Below are 25,573 nucleotides of genomic sequence, written 5' to 3'. Positions count from 1 at the left end.
AAAAAATATATTAGTATAATGTTAGCTATACTTTTTACGCTTATTGTAGTTTTTCAGATAAGAGATTATTACGTAATGGCAACTTCTGAAGTTATACTAATGTCTGAAACTACCAATACAAATCAGTTATCTCCTAGTATTATTAATGTAACTGGGGTATCTCTGAATAAAGATTCTGTAACTATAAAAGCAAATGAAAAAACTTCGTTATCTGCAACCATACTTCCACTTACAGCATCTAATAAAAATATTATATGGCGATCTGCTAATTCTGATATTGCTGTGGTAGATGAAAATGGATTAATAACAGGTAAATCAGAAGGAGCAGTCTTAATAATAGCAAAAACTGAAGATGGTGGTTTTACCTCTACATGTATAGTTGAAGTAAGTCCTATAAACCCTGTAAGCACAAATGTGTCCGTTAACCCTATAAAATTAAATAAATACTCTCTTTTAGTAAAGAAGGGTAAATCTAAACAGATTAATCCTATTTTCACTTCAAAAAATAAAAAAGATACTTCTTTAACATGGAAATCAAGCGACACTAGTGTTGCTACAGTGAATACCAGCGGAAAAATCCTTGGCCTAAAAGAAGGTACTTCGATTCTTACAGTTAAAACATTAGATGGAAAATACTTTGCTCAATGCACTGTATATGTAACAGATAACAAGAATAACAAGAATAAAGATAATGTGAAAGTAAAGAAATTTAAAGATTAAAAAATATTATTAAGAATGAAATAGCTTATAGCAAGAATTGAACTAATGATTTATTTATTTTTATCACTAGCAAATTCCCCCTTTAATCTCTGTTAAATTTTAAATAATCCTGTTAATATTTTATTTATACTTACATTTTTATACAAATTTCATATACTATATTAATACTAAGTATGAAATTTCAAAACAGAAATGGGGGGCTAATTTATGAATCTTATAAAGTATCTTTTAAGCTCTAGTTATAGAAAAAATCTTAATAAAAAATATACTAAAGAGATATGTGACAGGTTCTTATATGAAGAAAATCAACAGGAAGAAATATATGCTTTATTCTTAAGCAATTCAAATACAAATAAAAAAAATTAGAATAGATCTCTATAATAATTAAAAGAACTAGAGTTTACTCTAGTTCTTTTAATTATTTAAATTTATTTTATTATGCCTTATTCCCGAACTATATACTTTCCTAAAATTACGAAGCTCTGTAGTGCAAGATATGCCTTTGCATCAAATTTAACTTTACTCTTTAACATAATTCTAGCTTCTTCTGGTGATATTAAGACAACCTCTATATCTTCATCTTCTTCTAAATGATCTGTAGACGGTTCCCCTTCACACAAACAGTATATTAGAGCCATAGATTCATCTGACATTCCTCCTGATGCATATACAGGCATTATATTCTTACTTTTATCTATAGATATCAGTTTTAATCCTGTCTCTTCAAAAAGTTCTCTTGCTACTGCTGTAGAAAGCTCCTCACCTTCATCTATAAGCCCAGCTGGTAGCTCATATAAATAATCATTGACAGGCACTCTAAATTGTCTAATTAAGACCAACTTATTTAAATCTTTATGAAAGGCTACTATAACAACCGCATCAATTTTTTCTTCTTTTCCTTCAAAAATTTGTTCTTTTAAAATTTTCTCACTTTTTCTTGAAGCTATGGTCCAGTGCTTAATATTTCCTAACTTATTTTCATACTCTGCACTATATAAACTTAAAAACTTAGTCTTTGCCAAAATTTCTATATTCTTTATCTTTCCCTTATCCATATGCACATTTCTCCGATCTTACGCCTTGGATTGTCTTAAATATTGTCACTATTGTTTTCTAATATGAGTTTCTCAATACACCCTTTTCCACCGGGACAACTTCCAAGATGTTCTTTAAGTTTTTCAGCAATTTCTACTGTTTTAATACCTATACTGTCCATTATAGCCCCAATTTCAACTAATCTTGCGGCTTCCTTATCATTATTTACAAAATTCATAATTTAATCTCCCCCATTTAATACTACTATAGTATAATTATAGCATACAGTTCATAAAATGTGTCAAAATCTGATTTCTAGCCAGTTTATTGAATTTATAAATTTTTACTTATCACCTTATACCTGATAAAAAATCTCTATTAATTCTTCCCTAGATAGCTTGCTTAATGCATTGCTATTTTTAAGCTCTCCTGTAATAACATTATCAATTAGTTCTTTCTTATCTTCTTGAAGTGAGATTATCTTTTCTTCTATGGTTCCCTTAGCTACTAATTTAATTACTTCTACTACACTCTTCTGTCCAATTCTATGTGCTCTATCTGTTGCCTGATTTTCTACTGCTGGATTCCACCAAGGATCAAAGTGAATCACTAGGTTAGCTGAGGTTAAATTTAGTCCAGTTCCTCCTGCTTTTAATGAAATTAAAAAAACTTTAACCTGCTTACTCTTATTAAATTCATTTACTAATCTAATTCTGTCTTTTGATTCCGTAGAACCATCTAAATAAAAATATTCAATGCCTTTATCCTCTAATGAACTGCCTATTTTCTTTAAAGCAGAAGTAAACTGAGAAAATAGCAAGGTTTTTCCCTGAGATGCTATATTCTCTTCTAATAAATTCATTGCAACCTTCAATTTCCCACTCCCTCCCCTGTACTCTTCAATAACAAGAGATGGATCTAAACAAACCTGTCTAAGCTTTGTTAAGTAGGAGAATACTTCTATTTTTTTATGAGTATCATTCTTCATTCTTTCTTTTATTTTCTTTATATAAGCACTGTATACTGATTTTTGGGCAATGGTCATTTCTACTAATATCTTTTTTTCTATTTTATCTGGTAAATCATCTATAACTTCTTTTTTAGTTCTTCTTAAAACAAAAGGCTTTATCATTATTTTCAAGTTCTCTAAGTCACTATGCGAGTTAGAAATAAATTTCTTTTCAAATACTTCCTTAGAATATAGATACCCTGGCATTACAAAATCAAAGAGGGACCATAATTCACTTAGATTATTTTCAATTGGTGTTCCTGTTAATGCAAATCTTATTTTTGCATTAACTTCTTTAACTGCTACTGTAACTTGAGCTGCAGGATTTTTTATATTTTGAGCTTCATCTATAATGCAATAATCAAATAGGATATCTTCATACTTTTCAATATTATTTCTCAAAGTTCCATAGGTTGTTAAAATTACATCATATTCATCTAATCTATTTATTATCTTCTCTACACTATCCATATTTCCGTAAGCTATGCCGCTTCTTAAACTTGGAGCAAATTTTATCATTTCATCTTTCCAGTTATAAATTAAAGAAGTTGGAGCAATTATTAAGGATTTTTTATTCTTTTCACTTAAAAGTAAGGTAATAGTTTGAATAGTCTTACCAAGTCCCATATCATCTGCCAAGATGCCTCCAAAGCCTAATTCACTTAAAGCTTTAAACCATCTAAATCCACTTACTTGATAGGCTCTAAGCTTAGCTTTTAAATCCCTTGGAACAGTTTCCTCATCTTTATTTATCTTGCTTATTCTATTCTCTATATTTCTTATTAAATCCATTCCTGTGCCAAATTCATAATTCTTATTCCTCAAACTTTCTGAAATATATAAAGCTCTATTTTTATCTATCTTAACAGAACCATCTTCTATTTCTTCCTCAAAATTCAAGTACTGAATTAAATTAAAAAAACTTTTTATTTCCTCATCCTGAAAATTTATAAATCCATTATCTTTAGTTTTATAAAATCTATTATTAGAATTATAGCTTTGAAAAATGTTTCTAAATTCTCTACTATCTACATCTCCCATACTATAATTAAGTTTAAAATAATCCTCTTCTTCGTAAAAATCTATTTTAATAGATTCTGAATTATATACTTTTATATCCTCAAGACCCTTACCTAAAGTGACCTTACCTAATGTATAAATTCCACTTTTCTTATTACTTAAAAGGCTAAAAAGGTCTTCATCTCCACCAATAAACATAAACTTTTCTGATTTTTGTATAAACTTATATTTTTCTAGCTTCATAAGAAGTTTTTCTTCTTCATTTAAATCTCTTATAACACCTATACCATCAATATCCTTCTCTAATAAGTTAATTTTTTCTCTATAGTAAAGTATATAAGCATCACAATATATACTATCTCTATCTGTATAAATAAAAAATTCATACTTTGCTAAGCTACCTGTGAATCTTTTAACTTCTTCTGAAAGTGTAATATCTCTTGAAATACTACTGATTATAGTGATAATTCCATTATAATTTTTTATAGTTCTATTATATAAAATTTCACTCTGATCTCTAAATTTATTATATAAAGGAATATATTTTTCAATTTGATTTTTAGAAGGTATATATAACTTATTGTAAAAAAAATACACATCTTTATGTTCACTTAAAGGTATGGGAAGCTTTTTATGTGTAGTCAATTTAAAGTAATCTTTCTCCTCCCGCAGAGTAAAAGTAAGGGGTAAGTCTTCCTTTAAAACGTTTATTCTATAAACTACTCCACCGTACTTAAAAAGAACTTTACTATCTACAATACAATTTAAAAATTCTCTTAAATCCTTAGAATCTATTAACAAACTCCTATTAGAGTTAGACATTTCTTTTCTTTTATAAATATATTTTCTAATGAAATCTATAATTTTTGTACCTTCTAAGGAAATTTCATGTTTCTTAGAGTTATAAGTGAACTTATCATTGAAATAGACTTTTCCTTCTTCATCAAGCTTATATATAAAGCTTTTTAAATCAGTTATTAAATGCTTATGTGCAAAACCTAATCTAAATTCTAATTCGTAATTAACCTTCTCCCTAAAGCTTCTATGTAAAATCTTCACATCAAGATCTATAAGAATTCTTTTATCTTTATAACAATCTTCATTCTTATATAAATTCTGTTTTGAATCTTCTAATGTCTTATTTTCTTTTGATTTTCTATTCTTTATTAAACTCAAAAATTTATATGTAGTTCCTGTTAAATGCTCGCACATAAACATTTTTTTATTTTTAGAAATTTCTTTAAAGTCCTCACACGTACATTTGACATACTTTAATTCTTTATCTTTTAAATCTACCTTCATATGTGTCTTTATTTCACTATGACTTTTACTATTTACTATTGCTGCATATATATGATATATATCTTCTATCTTTTTGCCTTGTACATTTGTAATAAGTCCAGTTTTAAATATTTCTTCTCCCATTTTCTTCATAATATTAGAAGCTGGTTTGAAAATTATTTCTTCTAATTCTTGTAAGTTCATCTTCTCACCACTTTTCTTATGTAATTTAAATAAAAAGGTATAGACATAATATGCTGTCTATACCTTATGTCTAAAACTTATTATTATTTTAAAAACTCATTTATATTCACCTTTGGATTTACATATCTCCCCTTACTTTCAGTACCTTTTCCGTATTGAATTGCTTTAGTGGGACAGTAGTGAATACAGGCTAAACATTGAGTACACGCCTCTCCCCATTCTGGCTTTTCTTTGACTTTAATAGTATTAGAGTTACATACTTTTTCACATAGTCCACAAGCAATACATTTATCATTTACATTAAACTTTTTTGTATCCATAGCATTCTTATTAAATAAAGGATTTATAACTGTAGTTAATAATCCCGGTAAAACTCCCTTTTTAATTTGAAATACTCCAACTCTTCTTTCTTTAACTACTTCATTAATATTCTTTAAACTTGCCTCTGCTGATGTAAGCTTTTCTTCTTGAACTTTTTTTGAATCAATGTTACCCATTATAATATAATTGTTAGGCATTTTAAGTGAAAATCCACTGCTAAGTTTCATTCCCTTTCTCTTTAAAGAATTTTCTAAAACCTTCATTGTATTTCCTATATTATCACCACAAGTTGCTACGGAAAAAATATAATTATTTTTATAATTATTAAGTTTTAGCTTTTCCACAAATTGCAGTACCATTTTAGGTGGAGCCCAGGCATATATAGGAAATATGAAACCTATAACTTCTTCATCCTTTAATGTATACTCAATCTCTTCCATAACACTATTCATTTCTTTAGATATAGAAATTAGCTTTTCATTATGATAATCAGAAATATCTTTAGCTACTTGTAAAGAGTTCCTAGTTCCTGAAAAATAAAATATCATAAATAAATATCTCCCTTACTTTTAATTAGTACATTATATGAATTTCATAATTTTCCATAAATTAAGTATATATTAATTACTCTTATATACCAATAGATATAGGGTTAAATCACTTAACTATTTGGTCATTTTTACCTTGATTATATTTATGTCAATATCTATACTAATGTTATAACATAAATCAAATAAGAAAAGGTGTATCGCTATGAATAATATTAAACTATATTTTATTTTTAATAAGGATAGATTAATTGTTAAGATGAATGATGATAATATATCTCTACCTAGTGATAATGATATAAAATCTTTATCACTAGATTCTAACACTTTATCTTTCTTAACAACAAAAGATAATACAGATTATTTTTTTGGAAGAATAGACTTAGATTTAGATATAACTGATGAATTTAAATTTTATAAGTTACGTGTACTTATAAGTTTAGTAGATAACTCTACTTTTAATTTAGCTTCAAAAGCTTTTCATCTTCTACATTGGAATAATACATATAAATATTGTTCTAAATGTGGTACTTTAATAGATGCTAAAAAAGAAGATCCATCTAAAACTTGTTCTAAATGTGGCTTTACTGGTTACCCTAAAATATCTCCCGCAATTATAACAGCGGTTACTAAGGATGATAAATTATTACTTGCTCATAATACTACTTTTCCTAAAGAATTCTACAGTGTACTTGCAGGTTTTGTAGAACCTGGTGAAACCTTTGAGGATTGTGTTGCTAGAGAAGTTTATGAAGAAGTAGGTATACAGGTTAAAAATATAAAGTATTTTGGAAGCCAACCTTGGCCTTTTCCTGATTCTTTAATGGTTGCTTTTACTTGTGAATATGCTGGAGGAGACTTAAAAGTTGATGGTGCTGAAATTGATGATGCCGCTTTTTATAAAGTTGAAGATTTCCCTAACCTACCTCTACCTGGCAGTATAGCTCGAAGACTTATAAATTGGTTTATTAACAAGTAAAGGAGTGTGACACTAAATGAATTTAATGACATCGACTAAAGTATTCAAAGGAAATATTATTTTTACCCCTACTTCAGAAAAATTCACCCTTATAGAGAAGGGCTTTATTGTAGTTATTAATGGCAAAGTAGATGATGTTTATACTGTATTGCCTGGGAAATATAAAGATTATAATATAATAGATTATAGTGATAAATTAATCATTCCTGGCATGAATGACCTTCATTCTCACGCTTCACAATTTAGACATCTTGGAATGGCCATGGATAAAGAGTTAATTCCCTGGCTTAATGATTATACCTTCCCCGAAGAATCAAAATTTAAGAATTTAGATTATAGCAAAGAAATATATGACAGATTTATTAAAGAAATATGGAAACAAGGAACTACAAGAACTGTATTATTTGCAACAGTTCACAAAGAAGCCTCCATGTATCTAATGGACCTCTTTATTAAATCTGGACTTGGAGCATTTGTAGGTAAAGTAAATATGGATTTGCACTGCCCTTCTCATATACGAGAAACCTTAGAATCTTCACTTAAAGATACAGAAGAAATAATAACTAAATTTAAGGATAAATCTCCACTAGTAAAACCAATAATAACTCCTAGATTTGTACCAAGCTGTAGTAGGGAGCTTCTACAGGGTTTAGGAGAACTTAGTGTGAAATATAATATGCCAGTACAATCTCACCTATCTGAAAATAAAGGTGAAATTGCTTGGGTAAAAGATCTATACCCAACTTCAAGATACTATGGTGATGTTTATAATAATTTTAATCTCTTTGGTCAAACCCCTACTTTAATGGCTCATTGTAGTTTTTCTCCAGATGAAGAGATGCGCTTAATGAAAGAAAATAACGTAATGGCTGTTCACTGCCCAAGTTCTAATCTTAACGTTGGAAGTGGTATGATGCCTATTAGAAAATTTATTGATAACAATATAAAACTTGGTTTTGGATCTGATATAAGTGGTGGCCATACGTGTTCACTTTTCAAAACAATGGTATATGCAATTCAAGTATCAAAACTATTTTGGGAAAATTCTAATAAGGAAATTCCTTTCCTCTCTAATTCTGAAGCTTTTTATATAGCTACAAAGGGTGGCGGTAGCTTCTTTGGAAAGGTAGGAAGCTTTGAAAAGGGTTATGATTTTGACGCTCTTATCATTGATGATTCTAGTCTTAATTATTCTGATTACACCCTTGAACAAAGACTTGAAAGATTTATTTATACTGGAGATGATAGACATATACTTCACAGATATGTTTGTGGAAATTTAATTGAAGGGCCAAAAGGTATAATCTAATTTTAGACTATACCTTTTTATTATATTTAAATCTAATTGCTAAAAATATTTATACATTATATATCACCTATTCTATAATACTCCATAGTATATATTAAGAGTTAGTCTGATGTTTAGACTAATTCTTATTAATAAACTCTAACTTTCTTTAAATTATAGGAGTGATAATACAATGTATGAAGAAAGTTATAAACCAGAAGATAATAAAATTTATTACAAAGGAAAATATGTACAAGCTAGACACTTTAACATTGTTGCAATTTCCACAAGAATAGTATACAACATGCATGGCGATCATGATCCAAACGGATTAATGTACGTTCTAAAAGAAAATGAGGCTGATTTAAGAAAAGAAGTAAAAAACCATCCCTTAACTCCCGTAGATATTATACAACCATTAGTTATAAGAGCAAATCTAGGAGATATTTTAATTGTAGATTTTGAGAATAAATTGGACAAGCCAGCATCAATTCATATACAAGGTGTAAAATATAATGTTTTAAATTCTGATGGTGCTTCTGTTGGATTTAATCCTAACACTACAGCTAATAGGAAAATAAGATATATATGGGAAGCTGATAAAGAAGGTATTTTCTTCTTTAATGATATGGGAGACTCTAGAAGTTCCGAGGAAGCTACAAATGTTCACGGACTTTTTGGTGCATTAATAGTTGAACCTGTTGGTGCAACTTGGACAAGTCCTGAAACAGGTGAAAGCATTAAAAGTGGCTTATATGCTGATATACACCACCCTTCATTACCAGACTTTAGAGAATACGTTACAATATTTCACGATGAACCAGAGATAAAAAACATTCACGGTGATACACCTGTAAATCACGAAACAGGAATGCCCGAATCTACTATGCCAATAAACTATAGAGCTGAACCTATGAGAAATCGTCATCCTGAAGGTACAAGAGGGGTTGGTGAGGAAGTATCCCTAAGTTCTTGGCCTTTCGGAGATCCTTCAACTCCGATATTACGTGCTTATAAAGGTGATCCTGCCAAGTTTAGAGTAATTCATGGTGGAATTATGTAAACTCATGTATTTCATCTTCACAATCATCAATGGAGATTAGAGCCTAATAATCCTAATTCTACTATAATTGACTCAATATCTTTTAGTCCTCAAGAAAGCTTTACTATTGAACCTTTATTTGGAGCTGGAAGCTTAAATGGATGTATTGGTGATGTTATATGGCACTGTCATCTTTATCCTCACTTTGGTGAAGGAATGTGGGGACTTTGGAGGATACTGGACAAGCTCGAAGATAGAACAAATACCCTTCCTGATGGTAGCTGTGTACCTGCTTTAATCCCACTACCTGATAGAACACCTCCACCTCCTCCAGACAATAAACATCCAGGCTATCCACGTTTTATAGCTGGCGAGGTAGGTAAGAAAGCCTTTAAACCACCACTAGGCATAATTGGTGGTAGAGGACCTACTGAACTTGAAGAGGCCAACTTTGTTCCAAATGCTGAACCTGGTGCTTTATATTCTAATCCTTGTCCTGCAGATGCAGTCACTAAAGTTTTTGAAGTTGTAGCTATACAGATTCCTATAAAATATAACAGCCAAGGATGGCATGACCCTGAAGGAAGAATATTTGTTTTAAAAGAAGATGAAGCAGCAGTTAGATGTGGCAAAAAAGAACCTGAACCTTTTGTTATAAGAGCAAATGTAGGAGATTGTATAGAAATTAGGCTCACAAATAAACTTCCTAAAACATTAGGTGGCAATGCTTTTCAATTGGTAACTAAGACTACAGAGGCTGGTTGGCATATACACCTTGTTAAATTTGATACCATTGTATCTGATGGTGGTGCTAATGGTTGGGATAATGACGCTTCTGCTGATTTTGGAGATACTATTATAGAAAGATTTTATGCAGATACAGAACTTCGAACAGTATTTTTCCACGATCACTTATTTGCAAGTGTGCATCAACAACATGGTTTATTTGGTGCTTTAATTATTGAACCAGTAAACTCCACTTATCATGATCCTAAAACTGGTAAGGAAATTAAAAGTGGAACACAGGCAATAATAAAAAGACCTGGAGAACCTGATTTTAGAGAATTTGTTCTAGCAGTTCATGACTTTGCTCTACTATTTGATAAAGATGGTAACCCTTTAAATCCACCACCTTTCCCAAGCTCTCAAGATGATCCAGGAGTTATGGGTATAAATTATAAAAATGAACCTTTCCAATTTCGAAAAGGTGATCCTGCTTATGTATTTAGTTCTTATGTACACGGCGATCCTGTTACACCTATTCTTGAAACTTATGAAGGAGATCCAATACGCATAAGATTGTTTGATGGTGCTCATGAAGAACAACATTCTTTTAATCTTCATGGTCTAAGATGGAGAAAGGAACCTACCAATGCTGTATCACCTCTCGTTCAATCTCAAACCTTAGGCATCTCTGAGGCCTTTAATATAGAAATAAATGATGATTATAAAAAGGGAGATTATTTATACTACTTTGGAGGACTAGATGATTTATGGCTTGGTTTATTGGGAATATTAAGAGTTCATAAAGAAGGAATTCCTCATCTATTACCTCTTGAAGATAGACCGCTTCCAATAAACCGCACAATCCCACTGCCTGCTAAAACTGATAATCCACCACCAAAAGCAAAATGTTCTGGTCATCCAGCTCCTAATGATGCTAATACACGAAAATACCATATCGTTGCTATACAAAAGGATATTGTATACAATAGATTCGGTGATCATGATCCAAATGGACTAATGTTTGTGTTACAACATGAAGAGAAGGCAGTTTTAAACGGAACTACGGAACCTAAACCTTTAATAATAAGAGCAAATGCAGGAGATTGCGTAGAAATAACCTTAACAAACCATATTTTCAAACCAATAGCAGATGATAAACATCCTGAAGTCCCTGTGGATGTACCTTACCCTCCATCAAATAGAGTTTCTCTTCACGCACAATTGCTGAAATATGATGTTTTAGGTTCTGACGGAGCCACTGTAGGTTTTAATCCTGATCAGACTATTGCTCCTGGGGAGAGTATAATCTATAGATGGTACGCTGATCTAGAGCTAGGTACCTGTATGCTTACAGGTTTTGGCGATATACGAAATCACAGACACCATGGGCTTTTTGGTGCTATTATAGTAGAACCCACTGGTTCAAAATATCTTGATTGTCGAACTAGTAAAGAAGTGACCTCTGGTTTCCTTGATCAAGTAGTAATATCTACTCCTGGAGTACCGGACTTTAGAGAATTTGTAGTATTTATGCAAAATGGAATAAGCTTATATGATAAAGATAATAATCCAATACCTGATCCAGCTGATGAAGATCATGATATGGCTCGTCTTGATTTTGAAGATCAAGGACAAAAGGGTATTAATTATAGATCTGAACGTTTTTATAATCGTCTAAAGGAAGATCCTCGTGTTCATCTTGTAATGAGTTCTGTGATTCATGGTGATCCAGCTACTCCTGTTTTCAACTCGTATCCTGGAGATCCTATAAAGATAAGACTTCTTATGCCTGCTGATAAACCACGAAATCACTGCTTTGTATTGCATGGCCATTCATGGAAAGCTCAATACAATGATCCATTTTCTAATATAATATCTGTGCAAGGAGCAATAAGCATTGGTAATGTATTTAATATTTCTTTAGAAAATGGTGCAAATCAGAATCCAGGTGATTATGCTTACAGATCTGGTATACTCCGTTGGGACATTGAATTAGGAATGTGGGGCATATTTAGAATATTTGACAGAATTTATAGTGGTTTAAAAATCATAAATTAAAATAATCCTCTTGATAAAATATACTATGTGATTAAATTTTAAAATAACCACTCTGCTTAAAGGGATAAGTGAGATTTTTATCACTTATCCTTTCCATAATTAAGAAGTTCTATATAATTAAAGCTAAGTAGATAATTAAATAAGTTTATTATTTTAATGAAATACTATATATAAGTAATTTCTGTGTAGCCAAATCTAGGAACAAATCCTACTTGACCTGTACTTACTAACTGTACATAATCATAAACTTGAATACCGCCTCTTGGCCCTTCTTCAGCTGTTGGACTTGGTATAAACCACCTACGTACAACTATCTCTGCTCCCTTTGGTAGTTTTATTGCTGGTGAATTAAGATCAGGTGCTGCTAGTAAATTATTATCTGTTATATTTACATGAACTCTCTCTAGTCCCATAGCACTAAGATCAATTCTCCTAATGGCAAAGCCCACAATATCAGATATGGCTTCATCTTGTAAAAGTGAAATTAAAACTTTTCTAACCCTTCCATTTAACCCAAGCCTACCAAGACTAATAACAGAATATCTACGTACAATATCACATGGATTCTTTAATAATTCTAATAAATACTCTATTGCAAGTCCTCCAAATGCCGCCCACTCAAAAGATCCGTTATAGTAGACACCATGTTCAGTGAAGCCATAAACATTACAGTTTTCATCCGGACTTCTCTCCCATGTGAGTTTTAACTGTTCTGGATCATCAGTAGTTGGTGGAGTTAGTATTAGCTCTTTTCCCACATAAATCATATTTGGATTTTGTATATTATTTATATTTACTAATGTTTGTATTGATATTCCAGTTTGTTGTGAAATGCAATATAGACTATCACCAGGTTGAATAATATAATAAGGCCCAGCCCCTGCTTTTGGCAATTCTAGATTCCTTTCTGGAATAATCAAAGGCTGCCCTATAAATATTAGAGCAGGGTTACAAATTACATTAGCATTCATTATAGCTTGAACTGTTGTTCCAAATCTCATGGCAATTTTAGCTAGAGTATCATTTCTTTGTACTAAATATAACATTTAAAACTCCTTATTAAATTTTATCTCCTTCAATATATTCAAAGTAGTTTTAAAAAGTTACTCTATAGAAATAAGTGATTCTTATTTTGATTCTTCCATAATACTTCTTAGTACAAGTAAACCTTCCATCATCTTTGGAAATCCTCCTGTTGGTGCCACAAGTAACATAACATGTTCTATTTCTTCTTTTGTACAGCCACTTTTTAAAGCTTTTAGAATATGTGTTCTTAAAGCATGTTGGTATTCACATTCTGTAGATAGGGCTACCTTAATAAGCCAGCGTGTTTTTTCATCTAAAGGACCACCTTTTTCATGTATAAGCTTCCCAAACTTCTCATAAGCATCATAGATTTCACCATGATTTTCAATTAAATATTTAAGATTTTTTTCAATAACATCTACATTATCAAAATAATCTTTCATTTTATCTCCACCTTACTTTTAATATTTAAATTATATTATCCCCTATATTGGAATAATAAACCTAATTTCAGTTACTAAGAATATAAAAAAAACTCCAATAGCTCAAGATTATAGAGACATTGGAGTTTTTTCCACATTATTTATTTGCATTTCCTATAGTTACTACCATATTTATTTCTCCACCACTTTTTTCCGCTTCACAAAACATGTCTTTAATACTTTCAAAAACTGTTTCTTTTGAACCACTTAATACAGTATTCATAGAGTTCACTCTGAAATCAATAGTACTTGACTTAAGTGAATTTATAGAATCATTTATAACCTTTGTGGCATTGCTTGTTTTTAATGGATATACTGCAACTTCAGCTGTTATCACAATAAACACACTCCTTTATACTTTATTACAACAATAGTATAAAAGAAACTAGATGAAATTATACAGTTTACAAAGTGAAGATTTTATCATATGAAAATTTAACAATTTCAAATGCTATATCATATTATATTCTAGAGTTTTTAAGAATTAAGATTTATTTTTATAGTCTTATTTTTTCCAAGAATGAAATCAATAATATGGAGGTAGCGTTTATGTTTAGACAGCAACCAAGAGTTCCACAAAACTGTCCCCCAGGCTTTTTAGGTAGATATACTGTTGTTCCTGGAGATGTCTTCTATCTCATTGCTCAAATGTTCAGGGTAAGATTAGAAGCACTTGCAGTAAATAATCCACATATACCAAATCCTAACATAATATTTCCTGGAGATGTACTTTGTGTTCCCGGACTTGTCCCTTATCCATGTTGCACTATTTTAAAACCTGTTCGACCTGTACCTTTTGGAACAAGTGGAGTGGCTTCTGTAAATTTTGCTCCTAGAGGAGGTCAATCTGTAAACTTTATGGCAACATTACCACAACCAACAGTCTTCGGTAACTTTAATATGTATAATGGTGATATATTTATACCTAGTATTGGTGGCTTTGGTAATCAATTATTCCCAACTCCTGAGAATCCGCCAACTTGGTCAACTAGAATAGAACTTCCAACCGTTGCATCAGTAGTACCAAACTCAATTGTGGTAGTACGTCCTTTTAACTCATTAACCGGTTTATCAGGTCAACCTATTCTACAAGGTATAATTAATGGTGGAAGCTGTTAGTAGTACTAGAACTTCTCATAAAAGGTCCAATAAATACTAAGGACCGCTTGAATTCAAGCAGTCCTCTTTACATGTAACAATCTGATGCTTAGTGAGTTTTAGCTCAACTATAATTACATTATAAGATTTCATCTATAACTTATACTTGCTTTTATTATTTAGACTCAATTTTCCCAATAATTTTATTTATAAGATCCTCAACTTGAAAGCCGCCTCTTTCACTTATCATTTCAAGAGTAGCAACTGAAGACATAGTTTTAAAAATCATTGGATTTTTTAATTTATTAAATTTAGGTGATAAATTAAATAAGAACTCTTTTATAAAAGGATATTCTTTTACTAAATCACCAATAACAGTTTTTTGTGTTATACCATACTTATTTTCAATATTAACTTTATTTTCTTCTTCACTTTTCTTTTCTAACTTCTTATCATTCCAAGATAACAGCCTCTGGTTACCTGTCAAACTTCTTATTTTAGTTACATCCTGCATCATCTCTAGTACTCCCCTAAAATTTCCCTCATCATCTCTCACTGCAGTATAAATGATGTAAATAAACTTGCCACCAATTTCTAGCCAAAATTCTGCTTCATCATGCTCCCCTTCTCTAAAGGATCTGATAATCTCTTGAACAGTATCTACACTTTCTCTCGGATGGCAATTTTGTACTTTTCTTCCGATAACTCCTGCACTTCTTGGAAATATTCTATGTTTTGTATCGCTGTAAAACTTAACAATCTCATGTTCATCTACATATGATAAATCTACATTAAGATGTTTAAAAATAAGATTAATTCGATCAAGAGTAAGCTTTCCTTGACTTACATCTAGCTCCTCTCCATTTGATAACGTATTAACTAATCCATGCTTTTGTAGTACCTTTGCTAAATCTTTAAGTAGTTCCGTATTTGAAAATTTATCTATACTTCTTTCTTCTTTACTTCCATAAGAAAGAGGAGGTTCAATTAGACAATAGCCAATCTCATCATCTCCTTTTCTCATTTTAATAAAGTCCTCCTCTGAAAGAAGATCCATAGCGGTTGGAAATAGAATTTCTTCTTCCTTTACCATCATATCTTCTACCATTTCAACAACTTCATCCTGTAGGCTTAAAAATTTATCATTATTATTCTTTTCTAAGCACTCTTTAGCTTTCCTAATTATATCTTTTATATTATTATCTAGTGTCCACATTACTTTAGATGGTTTATCAAAGCCTTTACTTTCTAATGCTGCAAATAATTGATTTTGTTTTCTTGAAAAATGAATATTAATCTCTCCTAGCTTTTCATAAAGCTCAGCCCATTGATTTTTAATAAACTTTCTCTTTACCATATCTCTTATTTCCTTAAGTACTCTTCTTATAGCTTCTACTTCATCTAAGTAAGTTCTAATTGGATGTCCTAATGGTAAATCTAATTTATTACTTACAAGTATTCCATCAAAAATTTCTAAAATTTCTTCCATTTTTTCAGCCAGAACATCATCTGAAATTCCATGTTTTTCAAGATATTGCTCACATACAGCAAATTCTTGAGCAGTTATTTTATCAAAGGAGTCTTTGATTTTCTTTTTTGCAGCTTCTAAAGAAATATTTCCCTTCAGATAATCTAACTTAATATTTATTATATTCTGTATTTTCTCCTTATCAACTTCTAGGTATTCACCCATCTTTATTCGTTCTGATTCATCTTTAGGTGTAAAATAAACATGAAATTCTTCATCACTTATCTTTTCTACATATTTATCAAAACCTTTTTCCTCCATCATCTTGTACATTGGAAATGGTTCAAAATCTTTAATTATATGTATTCCTTCCTTTGGTTTCAAATTCTCAATAGTCTTTGTAATACAATCCCTAAAGGATTCATGTTCTCCACGTCCATCTATGGTAATATACTTAATTTCTCTATTCATGTATCTTCATCCTTTCTTCATAATCTTTAAAACACTTTTCTTATAGTTCACTTATTCATTTCTTATCTAATTTTAGCATTCAGTATATTAACTATACATAAATTGAAAGAGCATATCTTAAATAGTTTTATTATATCTTCTTCGATAATTTTATATATAACAATTTAGCTATAAAACCTGATTTAATATACAATACCATCAAATTTAAAGTATTTTAACAGCTGAATATTTACAAATTTTATGTTATAGTATATATTATCAATAACTTGAAATGAATAGAGGTTATTACAATAAAGATACATAAAAGAAATAATTTAGTAGCACTTATACTTTTGTTAATTATTCTATTAATACCCACTGAGGTGTATGCTAATTCATCTACAGACTATGATATAAGAACAAGTACCAATGTAACAAACAATAAACAATGGAAAATAAAATTTAATAAAGAACTAGATTCATCTACAGTAAATAACATAACCATACTAGTTCAAGATGAACAAAATAATATAATTCCTACTAATATAACCTTAGATTCAGATAACAAAACTATTATATTAAAGCCTTCTATTGCCTATACTAAAGGTATAAAATATAAATTTATAGTAACAAATAATGTTAAATCAAAAGACGGTAAATTTCTAAAAAAGCCCGTTAAAATGGCATTTTTTATAAAAACTGTAATTCCAACAGTTGATAAATCAGGCTATTTTTATAATATGAGTAGTCTTATTAATAAAGATACAATAGGGTGGAGTATAAGTAACTTAAAATACGAAGATGGAACAAAAGTTATGGATTTGATATTAAAACATGGATGAAAGAAGGGTTAATTGATATATTAATACCATCAAATGTATATGTAGATGACTTCTTTGATATTAAGCCTTTTGTAGATATGGTTAAAGGTACAAAAGTTAAGCTCTATATTGGGATTTGTGCAGATGTTAAAGGTAAGGATTTAACTAAGGAAAATGAACAACTTATGAAGGCTGGATTGTATGTTCATACTAAAACATAGTTAACAATTAATGAATATATGAAGAGAACAGTAGAGATATATAACGCTGGGGGAGATGGGATATTTATATTTAATGCTTCCTATTCATTATATATAAATAATACTTCTCCAATTGAATCAACTTTATTAGGTGATAAAGTAGCAATGAATAAATGGTATTACTTTCAGTATAACGCAAAACCTGTAGTAAAAAGTGTTATTATAAATAAAGCTTAAAATATTCTCATATAAGACATTCTCCATACTGTGGACTGCTTAAATTTAAGCAGTCCTTTTTACATGCCCCAACCTAAAATTTTTCTCTTTTAAAATCCTTTTAAATATATTACAATCTTATTTATACTATAAAACAGTATCTATACTTACTAATCTATAAAAAAAGATAACTTAAAGTCGTGTTCTTGTTAATAATTCTTTGAAAGAAGGTGTCTCAATAAATTATGAAAAACGGATATATTTATATTCTTCTATCTACCCTCCTGTTTAGTACCATGGAAATAGCACTTAAGCTGGTTACAAGCCAGTTTCACCCTATACAATTGACATTCCTAAGATTCCTCATAGGAGCAATAATATTGTCTCCCTTAGCAATAAAAAATTTAAAAGAAAGAAAACTTTCATTAACAAGAGATGACTTTAGTTTTTTTATACTTCAGGGTTTCCTATGTATAGTAGTCAGTATGACCTTTTATCAGTTAGCTGTTGTTAATGAAAAAGCATCTATTGTTGCAGTATTATTTAGTTGTAATCCAATATTTGTGATACCTTTTGCTTATTTTATAGTTAAAGAAAAAATATATAAACATACAATAATTTCATTATTTATAAGCATTTCTGGAATCATTTTTATAATGAATCCCCTTCATATGACAAGTAACCCATACGGAATTATATTCTCACTTTTAGCAGCTACAGTTTTTGCTTTACATTCAGTAATCGGAAAAACAAGAAGTAACAGGTATGGAGGTATTGTACAAACTTGTTTTTCTTTCTTTGCAGGTAGTTTTCAAATGCTAATTCTTATACTTATTTCTAAGATAAGCTTTATTTCTGAATGGCTTGCTGGATCTAGTCTTGAGGTGTTTTCAAATATACCAATACTACATGGTATAACACTTAACAACATACCTAGTCTTATTTATATTGGCATATTTGTAACTGGCCTAGGTTATACATTCTTTTTCCTAGCTATAGAAAAAACATCGGCTACAACGGCTTCTTTAGTATTTTATATAAAGCCAGCTCTGGCACCTGTTTTAGCTTTTATTATTCTTAAAGAATCTATGGCACCAACCACAATAGTAGGTATACTTTTAATTATAATGGGATCGTTAGTAACCTTTATATCAAACAGCAGACAAGCTAAATATACTCCTGTGACAAGTTGTGAGGATTCTCTATAACTTTTACTTATAATAATACAAAAATAATAATGCTGTAGTACATTACCTAAATATACTACAGCATTAACAAGTTATGTGATTATACTTTAAAATACAACTACTAAATAAATAACTCTGGTTCCCTTCTATCTTCGCAATCAACTTCTAATTCGTTTTTATGTCTTAAATAGTTTTCATCATCATAATATTTAGCATTGATTGGACACTTTTTAATGCAAGCCCCACACTTAATACAAACACCCTTAACTTTAGATACATTGTTAAAATCAATAGAACCCATAGGGCACACGCTTACACATATCTTGCAATTATTACAGTTACTATTTGTTTTTGGAGCAACCTTTCTAATATCAACAGGAATACCTTCTTTATTTTCAGGCATATAATATTTTCTGTAAGGCTTCGTTCCCTTTACAGTTATAGTCTGAATTTCATTTTCAGAGGTTATTTTCTTAAATATTTCATCTACAAAATCAATTATTGTAGCCATATCTTTTTCATCTGGTCTACCTTTTCCAAGAGTTTTAGAAAATGAATGTTCTCCTATAAATGCTCCCCCTGCAACAACTTTAAAACCGTCTAATTCAAGAATATCTTTTAATTCTATTAATGCATCATCATAATTTCTATTTCCGTAAACAACAACAGCAATTGATAAAGCACCATTCCCTTTAATAGACTGTAAATATTTTAATAAAACATTTGGAACTCTTCCTGCGTAGACTGGAACTCCAAAAACAACTACGTCCTTATCCGTAAAAGATAATGATTGTTCTCTAAATTCCACTTATAGTATATCATATTAATTAGTATCTCTTCTATCCCATGTATATCCAATTGGTTTTCATGTATAATATATTTTAAGTAATGAAATATTCTAAACTAAATTAACTATTTAGGAGGATAACCAATGGAAAAGTCAAAAGTATACTTTACAGATTTAAGAACTAAACCGGGTTTAAACTTATTAGATAAACTTGAAAGGTTGATAAAAAAAGCTGGTATAGAAAACATTAACTTTAAAGATAAATTTGTAGCCATAAAAATTCACTTCGGAGAACCCGGAAACCTAGCTTACATAAGACCAAATTATGCCGCAAAAGTAGTAAAACTCATAGAAAATCTAGGTGGTATACCCTTTTTAACAGACTCTAACACTTTATATACTGGCAGAAGATCTAATGCTGTTGATCATTTAACTGCTGCTTTTGAGAATGGCTTTAATCCTCTAACAGTAGGGTGTAACATAATTATAGCAGATGGTCTTAAAGGGACTGAATATAGAGAGATTAAGATCAATGGAAAACATTGCAAAACTGCTAAAATAGGTTCTGCTATAGCTGATGCTGATATAATAATCTCTATGAACCATTTTAAAGGCCATGAAATGACTGGATTTGGTGGAGCTATAAAAAACTTAGGTATGGGTTCTGGATCAAGAGGTGGAAAACTTGAAATGCATTCTGCTTCTCAACCTAGAATAAAACTAAAAAATTGCACCGCTTGCAGTCAATGTATAAAAAATTGTTCTCAAAATGCTGTGAGTTTAGGTGAAAATAAATTAGCTTTTATAGAATATTCTAAATGCATCGGATGTGGTCAATGCGTTGCAGTATGTCAATTTGATGCAGCACAAGTTATATGGAATGAATCTGCTGATACTGCTAATGAAAAAATAGCTGAATATACTCATGCTGTTATAAAAGATAAAGAAAATTTCCATATTAATTTTATAATGAATGTTTCACCTGATTGTGATTGCTTTAACTCAAATGATATACCTATTGTACCTGATATAGGGATAGCTGCATCCTTTGATCCTGTTGCACTTGATATGGCAAGTGTTAATTTAGTAAATAAAGCTCCAATTATTAATGGATCTAGAATATCAGATAAACATTATCACGAAGGAGAGGATAAGTTTAATCACATCCATGCAAACACAAACTGGGAGACTGGTTTAAAACATGCTATGGCACTAGGAATCGGTAATTTAGAATACGAGTTAGTAATAGTTTAATCTTACTCATAACAAAAGGCTGTTGATAAAATATATTTATCAACAGCCTTAGTATTAAAAATCTATATTATTTTTTTTATTACATCATATAAGTATCGACGTCTTTCCTCTTTCTCTACTACAAGAGGAGTATCTATGTTTCCCTTTAACTCTTTATTATCTTCTATAATTACATACTTATCTGTCACTACATTATAAAGTGTTGCATTTTCTCCTATTATATTATTAGGAAGAATTATACAATTTTTTATTATAGCTCCTTTAGCTACCTTAACCCTTCTAAAGAGTATACTATTTTCTACAGTACCCTCTATTAAACAGCCATTAGCTATTATGGAATTCTTAACTTTACAATTATTACCGTATTTTGCTGGACTTTCGTCACTAGTTTTTGCATATATAGGTCTTTCACTAGAAAAGAGTTCTTTACTTATTTTGTAATCTAATAAATCCATACTTACTTTATAGTAAGCTTTTAAAGAATTTATACAAGCAAGATAGCCCTTAAACTCGTAGCTCTTCACCTTTAATTTATCCAAAGAATTATATATATAAGATTTAACTTTTCTATAGCATCCTGTACTTATGCATTCATTAATTATTTTTATCAAAGTCTCTTTTTTCATTACGTATATATTCATACTAATATTAGAATTAACCTTATTAAGTATGTTTTTTCCAACACTAAGTACATTTCCCAAATCATCTATATTTAAAGTATCACAGTCATCAAAATTACTGTCTGCATTCTTAACTTTTTTATATACCATAGTTATATCACAGCCTGATTTTATATGACTTTTTACAACCTCTCTAAAATCAATGTTACATACCATATAAGATGAAGTAAATATAACATACTCTTGTTTAGCTCTATATAAAAACTCCATATTGTCTACAAAGTTATTTATATCATCTAAATAGGGATCCGTATTTGTAAAGTTAAAGAGTCTCAATCCATCTACTTTTCTGTTTAGCTCCCAAGGGCTGCCATTAGTCAAATGATCCATTAAAGATCTTGATTGCGCTTTAGCAAATACACCTATATTCTCTACTCCTGAGTTAGTAAGATTAGATAATATAAAATCTATAATTCTATATCTTCCTGCTATTGGAATAGAGGCTAACGGTCTATTTCTTGTAAGTTCTCTTATTCTTTCTTCATTTTCATCTAAATTAATTAGTCCCAAGCAGTCTTTTAACATATGTCTACCCCCCCGTAAAACAACCTAAGTTTTTTATACTATCCTGTTACAGCAATAGAGTTTACCTCCACATTCTCACTACTATCTACTAATGTTATTTTTTTACCATCACCAATAACAGAACCACTTCTTATAACAACGTTACTTCCGATAATTGCTTTATTAATAATTACGTTATCCTCAATTTTACTATCTGTCATTATTACCGAATTTGTTATTTTAGAATTTTCACCTATAGTAACACCTGCAAATAGCACAGAATTATCTACTTCTCCGTAAATTTCACATCCATCTACAATAAGACTATTTTTAACCTCAGAACTAGGCCCTATATATTGTGCTTGTCTAATATGCTTCTCTGAGTATATTCTCCAATTTCTATCATGCATTTTCAGCTCATTATCTTCTCTAAGTAAATCCATATTTGCTTCCCATAAGCTTTCTACAGTACCAACATCTTTCCAATATCCTTTGAAAGAATAAGCATGCATTTTAGCTCCATCATTAAGCATTTTAGGTATTATATCCTTACCAAAATCATTGCTTGATTCTTTATTTCTATTATCTTCCTCTAAAAACTTCTTTAAAAACTTCCAATTAAATATATAAATCCCCATGGATGCTTTTGTACTCTTAGGATTTTCAGGTTTTTCTTCAAATTCATATATGGATCCATCTTCATTAGTATTCATGATACCAAATCTGCTAGCTTCTTCTAAAGGTACATCTATAACAGCTATAGTAGCATCTGCATTTTTTTCTTTATGGTATTCTAACATGTTTTCATAATTCATTTTATATATGTGATCTCCAGATAAAATTAAAACATATTCTGAGTCATATTTATCTATAAAGGAACTATTTTGATATATTGCATTTGCAGTACCTTTGTACCAATCTCCTCCACTTTCCTCCTGATAAGGTGGTAGAATAAATAATCCCCCATCTCTTCGATCTAAATCCCAAGGTGTTCCTACTCCTATATGGCTGTTAAGCACTAAGGGTTTATATTGTGTTAATACTCCTACAGTATCTATCCCTGAATTTGAACAATTACTTAAAGTAAAATCAATTATTCTGTATTTCCCACCAAAAGGAACTGCTGGTTTTGCAAGTCGTTTTGTAAGTACACCTAATCTCGATCCTTGTCCTCCAGCTAATATCATTGCTATAATTTCTTTTTTTAACATAAAAAGTCATCTACCTCCTAAACACTTTGTTAGTAATTCGATTATGCATTACATGGATCTATCGTTAATTGTTTTACATAAACTAATGTATAAATTTATATATTTTTGCTTCTAATGGACTAATTTTTATATATTCTAAAGTTATATCTTCCTCTAATATATTTTTATTTAATATCCTTTTGATATGGAAAGTTAAATCTTCAATTTTTGAATAGTTATCAATACCTAAGGACTTAAAATTAATATTATAAGAATTTTCTCTAGACTTATTTATTACTACTAAAGATTTTATATTATCATAGGCTCTTTCATAACAGAGTATATCTTCATTTATGCTATGAAATTTTAAGTCTCCTTCAATAAAAACCTGATTATTATTTCTTATTTTTATAACTTCCTTATAAATATTATAAATATCCATATTTTCATTTCCCCAAGGGTAAGGTTTCCTATTTAATGGGTCTTTTCCTCCTGTAAGGCCAGCTTCGTCTCCATAGTATATAAGCGGCACTCCAGGCATAGTCATTTGGATAGCCAAAGCTATTGTAAGTTTATATATAATATTTTTTCCATCTTTATATAGTAAAGTTAAAATTCTCTCAGTATCATGAGTCCCTAGTACATTTAGATTACAGTAGAAATTTTCTTTAGGATAATTTTCATAAAGACTCATAATAATTCTTGTAAAATCCTCTGAAGTAATTTCAGAATTTACAAATTTAATTACTGCTTCCTTGAAAGGGTAGTTTGTTACTGAATCCAGCTCTTCGCCAAATAGATATTGTCTTTTTTGGTGATAGCTTATCTTATTAGATGCATCTTCCCAAACTTCACCTATTAATACTGAGTCACTCTTAATCTCTTTAATATGAGTCTTTAGTATTCTTATAAATTCGTCTGGAAGCTCGTCAGCTACATCCAATCTCCAACCACTAGCCCCTAACTTCATCCATTTATTAATTACAGAATCATCATCTTTTATTATGAAATTTATATAATTACTATTCATTTCATCTACACTAGGATGATTATCTATTCCCCACCAGCATTCGTACTTATCTGGATAATTAGTGAAATTATACCAGTTATAATAATAAGAGGCCCTAGATTGATACGCTCCTAGGCTATCATAACTTCCGAATTTGTTAAAATATACACTATCCGATCCAGTATGATTAAAAACTCCGTCTAACACTATTTTTATTCCTAACTTCTCAGCCTTAATACAAAGTTCTTGAAATATACTATCATCACCAAACATTGGATCTATTGATTTGTAATCTCCAGTATCGTATTTATGATTGCTAGCTGCCTCAAAAATTGGATTTAAGTAAATTATACTAATTCCTAACTCCTTTAAATATTCTAGCTTTTCTATGACTCCTTTAAGGTTTCCTCCATAGAAATCCCAGCGTACTATTCTTCCATCTCCATCTCTTATATATGTGGGCTCATCTTCCCAGGTTCCATATATAAAGCTATTTTTTTTAGGATTATCCACTTTTCCATCTTTATTGCCATTTCTAAATCTATCTACAAATATTTGATATACTATGCCCTCTTTAAACCATTTAGGTGCTTTTGCTTCTTTGTACACTGTTATCTGATAAGTTCTAGGATAGGATTCATAAATCTTTCCTTCTCCCCCTAATCCATCAGAATTATTTCCATAAATTATTGTCTTGTAATCCTTATAAAGTCTAAAATAATAATTTATTAATCCTTTATAATCCTCTTTTATCATTATTTCAGTGAAATAGTTATATAAAGTATCATTAATTTTCATCGAAGAAAATTCTCTAATTTCTTCAGTACCATCAAAATACATCATAACTATTTCAGCCTTATCAAAATACTCTGCTTCCAGAGCTAGATATAACTGATCTCCTGATTTTAATGCTCCAAAAGGCTTTCTAAATCTTGTTTCCCATGAATTGTGTTTTATATAGTAATTCACA

24 protein-coding genes are annotated in these 25,573 nt (G+C 30.1%); 12 read left to right on the top strand and 12 right to left on the bottom strand.

The window, feature by feature from the left end:
* Positions 1-18: 18 nt before the first annotated feature.
* A complete protein-coding gene (locus ACX0KU_RS10180) occupies positions 19-720 on the top strand; it encodes an Ig-like domain-containing protein (RefSeq protein WP_472989770.1) in 702 nt (233 codons plus the stop codon).
* A 207-nt stretch (positions 721-927) separates the two neighbouring features.
* Positions 928-1,086 carry a hypothetical protein gene (locus ACX0KU_RS10175; protein WP_472989768.1) on the top strand — a complete coding sequence of 53 codons (159 nt, stop codon included), beginning with the start codon at positions 928-930 and terminating at the stop codon, positions 1,084-1,086.
* 77 nt (positions 1,087-1,163) lie between these two features.
* On the opposite strand, the gene ACX0KU_RS10170 is transcribed toward ACX0KU_RS10175, so the two are convergent.
* From ACX0KU_RS10170 to ACX0KU_RS10155, 4 genes are all read right to left on the bottom strand, one after another.
* Positions 1,164-1,775 (bottom strand): NUDIX hydrolase, encoded by a 612-nt coding sequence (locus ACX0KU_RS10170; RefSeq protein WP_472989766.1) that lies wholly within the window; start codon positions 1,773-1,775, stop codon positions 1,164-1,166.
* A 35-nt stretch (positions 1,776-1,810) separates the two neighbouring features.
* Positions 1,811-1,993, bottom strand: coding sequence for a hypothetical protein (locus ACX0KU_RS10165; protein WP_472989764.1), 183 nt, complete (start codon positions 1,991-1,993; stop codon positions 1,811-1,813).
* Between the two features lie 117 nt (positions 1,994-2,110).
* Positions 2,111-5,269, bottom strand: coding sequence for a DEAD/DEAH box helicase (locus ACX0KU_RS10160; RefSeq protein WP_472989762.1), 3,159 nt, complete (start codon positions 5,267-5,269; stop codon positions 2,111-2,113).
* Between the two features lie 83 nt (positions 5,270-5,352).
* Complete coding sequence (locus ACX0KU_RS10155) at positions 5,353-6,138, bottom strand: EFR1 family ferrodoxin (RefSeq protein ID WP_472989760.1); 786 nt, start codon at positions 6,136-6,138, stop codon at positions 5,353-5,355.
* Between the two features lie 205 nt (positions 6,139-6,343).
* Here ACX0KU_RS10155 and nudC point away from each other — a divergent pair, with 205 nt between their 5' ends.
* From nudC to ACX0KU_RS10135, 4 genes are all read left to right on the top strand, one after another.
* A complete protein-coding gene (nudC, locus tag ACX0KU_RS10150) occupies positions 6,344-7,117 on the top strand; it encodes an NAD(+) diphosphatase (protein ID WP_472989758.1) in 774 nt (257 codons plus the stop codon).
* Between the two features lie 25 nt (positions 7,118-7,142).
* Complete coding sequence (gene guaD / locus ACX0KU_RS10145; protein ID WP_472992435.1) at positions 7,143-8,426, top strand: guanine deaminase; 1,284 nt, start codon at positions 7,143-7,145, stop codon at positions 8,424-8,426.
* Positions 8,427-8,598: 172 nt separating this feature from the next.
* Positions 8,599-9,468, top strand: coding sequence for a multicopper oxidase domain-containing protein (locus ACX0KU_RS10140; RefSeq protein ID WP_472989756.1), 870 nt, complete (start codon positions 8,599-8,601; stop codon positions 9,466-9,468).
* A 195-nt stretch (positions 9,469-9,663) separates the two neighbouring features.
* Positions 9,664-12,231 carry a cupredoxin domain-containing protein gene (locus ACX0KU_RS10135; protein WP_472989755.1) on the top strand — a complete coding sequence of 856 codons (2,568 nt, stop codon included), beginning with the start codon at positions 9,664-9,666 and terminating at the stop codon, positions 12,229-12,231.
* A gap of 164 nt (positions 12,232-12,395) precedes the next feature.
* On the opposite strand, the gene ACX0KU_RS10130 is transcribed toward ACX0KU_RS10135, so the two are convergent.
* The 3 genes from ACX0KU_RS10130 to ACX0KU_RS10120 form a co-directional block, all read right to left on the bottom strand.
* Positions 12,396-13,277 carry a LysM peptidoglycan-binding domain-containing protein gene (locus ACX0KU_RS10130; RefSeq protein ID WP_472989754.1) on the bottom strand — a complete coding sequence of 294 codons (882 nt, stop codon included), beginning with the start codon at positions 13,275-13,277 and terminating at the stop codon, positions 12,396-12,398.
* An 81-nt stretch (positions 13,278-13,358) separates the two neighbouring features.
* Complete coding sequence (locus ACX0KU_RS10125; protein ID WP_472989752.1) at positions 13,359-13,700, bottom strand: carboxymuconolactone decarboxylase family protein; 342 nt, start codon at positions 13,698-13,700, stop codon at positions 13,359-13,361.
* A 136-nt stretch (positions 13,701-13,836) separates the two neighbouring features.
* On the bottom strand, positions 13,837-14,076 hold the full coding sequence (locus tag ACX0KU_RS10120; protein ID WP_472989750.1) for a YkoF family thiamine/hydroxymethylpyrimidine-binding protein: 240 nt from the start codon (positions 14,074-14,076) through the stop codon (positions 13,837-13,839).
* 212 nt (positions 14,077-14,288) lie between these two features.
* Here ACX0KU_RS10120 and ACX0KU_RS10115 point away from each other — a divergent pair, with 212 nt between their 5' ends.
* A complete protein-coding gene (locus ACX0KU_RS10115; RefSeq protein WP_472989749.1) occupies positions 14,289-14,858 on the top strand; it encodes a LysM peptidoglycan-binding domain-containing protein in 570 nt (189 codons plus the stop codon).
* 154 nt (positions 14,859-15,012) lie between these two features.
* Here the strand turns inward: ACX0KU_RS10115 and ACX0KU_RS10110 are convergent, their stop codons facing one another.
* Positions 15,013-16,776 (bottom strand): PAS domain-containing protein, encoded by a 1,764-nt coding sequence (locus tag ACX0KU_RS10110; protein WP_472989748.1) that lies wholly within the window; start codon positions 16,774-16,776, stop codon positions 15,013-15,015.
* Positions 16,777-17,138: 362 nt separating this feature from the next.
* On the opposite strand from ACX0KU_RS10110, the gene ACX0KU_RS10105 reads away from it, so the two are divergent.
* The 4 genes from ACX0KU_RS10105 (at position 17,139) to ACX0KU_RS10090 (ending at position 19,200) form a co-directional block, all read left to right on the top strand.
* Positions 17,139-17,597, top strand: a complete 459-nt coding sequence (locus ACX0KU_RS10105) for an Ig-like domain-containing domain (RefSeq protein WP_472989747.1) — start codon at positions 17,139-17,141, stop codon at positions 17,595-17,597.
* A complete protein-coding gene (locus ACX0KU_RS10100; RefSeq protein WP_472989746.1) occupies positions 17,594-17,797 on the top strand; it encodes a hypothetical protein in 204 nt (67 codons plus the stop codon). The genes ACX0KU_RS10105 and ACX0KU_RS10100 overlap by 4 nt, the downstream gene beginning before the upstream one ends.
* Before the next feature lie 18 nt (positions 17,798-17,815).
* Positions 17,816-18,013, top strand: a complete 198-nt coding sequence (locus ACX0KU_RS10095) for a hypothetical protein (RefSeq protein ID WP_472989745.1) — start codon at positions 17,816-17,818, stop codon at positions 18,011-18,013.
* 224 nt (positions 18,014-18,237) lie between these two features.
* On the top strand, positions 18,238-19,200 hold the full coding sequence (locus tag ACX0KU_RS10090; RefSeq protein ID WP_472989744.1) for a DMT family transporter: 963 nt from the start codon (positions 18,238-18,240) through the stop codon (positions 19,198-19,200).
* A gap of 100 nt (positions 19,201-19,300) precedes the next feature.
* On the opposite strand, the gene ACX0KU_RS10085 is transcribed toward ACX0KU_RS10090, so the two are convergent.
* The gene (locus tag ACX0KU_RS10085; RefSeq protein ID WP_472989743.1) at positions 19,301-19,987 is read right to left on the bottom strand and encodes an EFR1 family ferrodoxin; all 687 of its coding nucleotides are present in this window, start codon (positions 19,985-19,987) and stop codon (positions 19,301-19,303) included.
* Between the two features lie 123 nt (positions 19,988-20,110).
* On the opposite strand from ACX0KU_RS10085, the gene ACX0KU_RS10080 reads away from it, so the two are divergent.
* The gene (locus ACX0KU_RS10080; protein WP_472989742.1) at positions 20,111-21,220 is read left to right on the top strand and encodes a DUF362 domain-containing protein; all 1,110 of its coding nucleotides are present in this window, start codon (positions 20,111-20,113) and stop codon (positions 21,218-21,220) included.
* A 62-nt stretch (positions 21,221-21,282) separates the two neighbouring features.
* Here the strand turns inward: ACX0KU_RS10080 and glgD are convergent, their stop codons facing one another.
* The 3 genes from glgD to ACX0KU_RS10065 all read right to left on the bottom strand — a co-directional run bounded on the left by glgD (position 21,283) and on the right by ACX0KU_RS10065 (position 25,572).
* Positions 21,283-22,425, bottom strand: coding sequence for a glucose-1-phosphate adenylyltransferase subunit GlgD (gene glgD, locus ACX0KU_RS10075; RefSeq protein WP_472989741.1), 1,143 nt, complete (start codon positions 22,423-22,425; stop codon positions 21,283-21,285).
* A gap of 38 nt (positions 22,426-22,463) precedes the next feature.
* Entirely contained in the window at positions 22,464-23,615 is a 1,152-nt protein-coding gene (locus ACX0KU_RS10070; protein WP_472989740.1) for a glucose-1-phosphate adenylyltransferase, read from the bottom strand.
* Between the two features lie 82 nt (positions 23,616-23,697).
* A complete protein-coding gene (locus ACX0KU_RS10065; RefSeq protein WP_472989739.1) occupies positions 23,698-25,572 on the bottom strand; it encodes a glycoside hydrolase family 13 protein in 1,875 nt (624 codons plus the stop codon).
* Between the last annotated feature and the right edge of the window lies 1 nt (position 25,573).

The organism is Clostridium sp. X, assembly GCF_055755365.1.
This window is presented reverse-complemented; position numbering and strand designations above follow the sequence as displayed.

What these genes read in the sequence shown, in the direction of transcription:
- ACX0KU_RS10080 (WP_472989742.1), top strand. Translation starts at nt 20,111, where the DNA reads ATGGAAAAGTCAAAAGTATACTTTACAGATTTAAGAACTAAACCGGGT.
- ACX0KU_RS10135 (WP_472989755.1), top strand. Translation starts at nt 9,664, where the DNA reads ATGTGGGGACTTTGGAGGATACTGGACAAGCTCGAAGATAGAACAAAT.
- ACX0KU_RS10130 (WP_472989754.1), bottom strand. Translation starts at nt 13,277, where the DNA reads ATGTTATATTTAGTACAAAGAAATGATACTCTAGCTAAAATTGCCATG.
- ACX0KU_RS10170 (WP_472989766.1), bottom strand. Translation starts at nt 1,775, where the DNA reads ATGGATAAGGGAAAGATAAAGAATATAGAAATTTTGGCAAAGACTAAG.
- ACX0KU_RS10095 (WP_472989745.1), top strand. Translation starts at nt 17,816, where the DNA reads ATGAAGAGAACAGTAGAGATATATAACGCTGGGGGAGATGGGATATTT.
- ACX0KU_RS10140 (WP_472989756.1), top strand. Translation starts at nt 8,599, where the DNA reads ATGTATGAAGAAAGTTATAAACCAGAAGATAATAAAATTTATTACAAA.
- ACX0KU_RS10175 (WP_472989768.1), top strand. Translation starts at nt 928, where the DNA reads ATGAATCTTATAAAGTATCTTTTAAGCTCTAGTTATAGAAAAAATCTT.
- ACX0KU_RS10070 (WP_472989740.1), bottom strand. Translation starts at nt 23,615, where the DNA reads ATGTTAAAAAAAGAAATTATAGCAATGATATTAGCTGGAGGACAAGGA.
- ACX0KU_RS10180 (WP_472989770.1), top strand. Translation starts at nt 19, where the DNA reads ATGTTAGCTATACTTTTTACGCTTATTGTAGTTTTTCAGATAAGAGAT.
- ACX0KU_RS10100 (WP_472989746.1), top strand. Translation starts at nt 17,594, where the DNA reads ATGAAAGAAGGGTTAATTGATATATTAATACCATCAAATGTATATGTA.
- nudC (WP_472989758.1), top strand. Translation starts at nt 6,344, where the DNA reads ATGAATAATATTAAACTATATTTTATTTTTAATAAGGATAGATTAATT.
- ACX0KU_RS10165 (WP_472989764.1), bottom strand. Translation starts at nt 1,993, where the DNA reads ATGAATTTTGTAAATAATGATAAGGAAGCCGCAAGATTAGTTGAAATT.
- ACX0KU_RS10155 (WP_472989760.1), bottom strand. Translation starts at nt 6,138, where the DNA reads ATGATATTTTATTTTTCAGGAACTAGGAACTCTTTACAAGTAGCTAAA.
- ACX0KU_RS10115 (WP_472989749.1), top strand. Translation starts at nt 14,289, where the DNA reads ATGTTTAGACAGCAACCAAGAGTTCCACAAAACTGTCCCCCAGGCTTT.
- ACX0KU_RS10110 (WP_472989748.1), bottom strand. Translation starts at nt 16,776, where the DNA reads ATGAATAGAGAAATTAAGTATATTACCATAGATGGACGTGGAGAACAT.
- ACX0KU_RS10090 (WP_472989744.1), top strand. Translation starts at nt 18,238, where the DNA reads ATGAAAAACGGATATATTTATATTCTTCTATCTACCCTCCTGTTTAGT.
- ACX0KU_RS10160 (WP_472989762.1), bottom strand. Translation starts at nt 5,269, where the DNA reads ATGAACTTACAAGAATTAGAAGAAATAATTTTCAAACCAGCTTCTAAT.
- ACX0KU_RS10125 (WP_472989752.1), bottom strand. Translation starts at nt 13,700, where the DNA reads ATGAAAGATTATTTTGATAATGTAGATGTTATTGAAAAAAATCTTAAA.
- guaD (WP_472992435.1), top strand. Translation starts at nt 7,143, where the DNA reads ATGACATCGACTAAAGTATTCAAAGGAAATATTATTTTTACCCCTACT.
- glgD (WP_472989741.1), bottom strand. Translation starts at nt 22,425, where the DNA reads ATGTTAAAAGACTGCTTGGGACTAATTAATTTAGATGAAAATGAAGAA.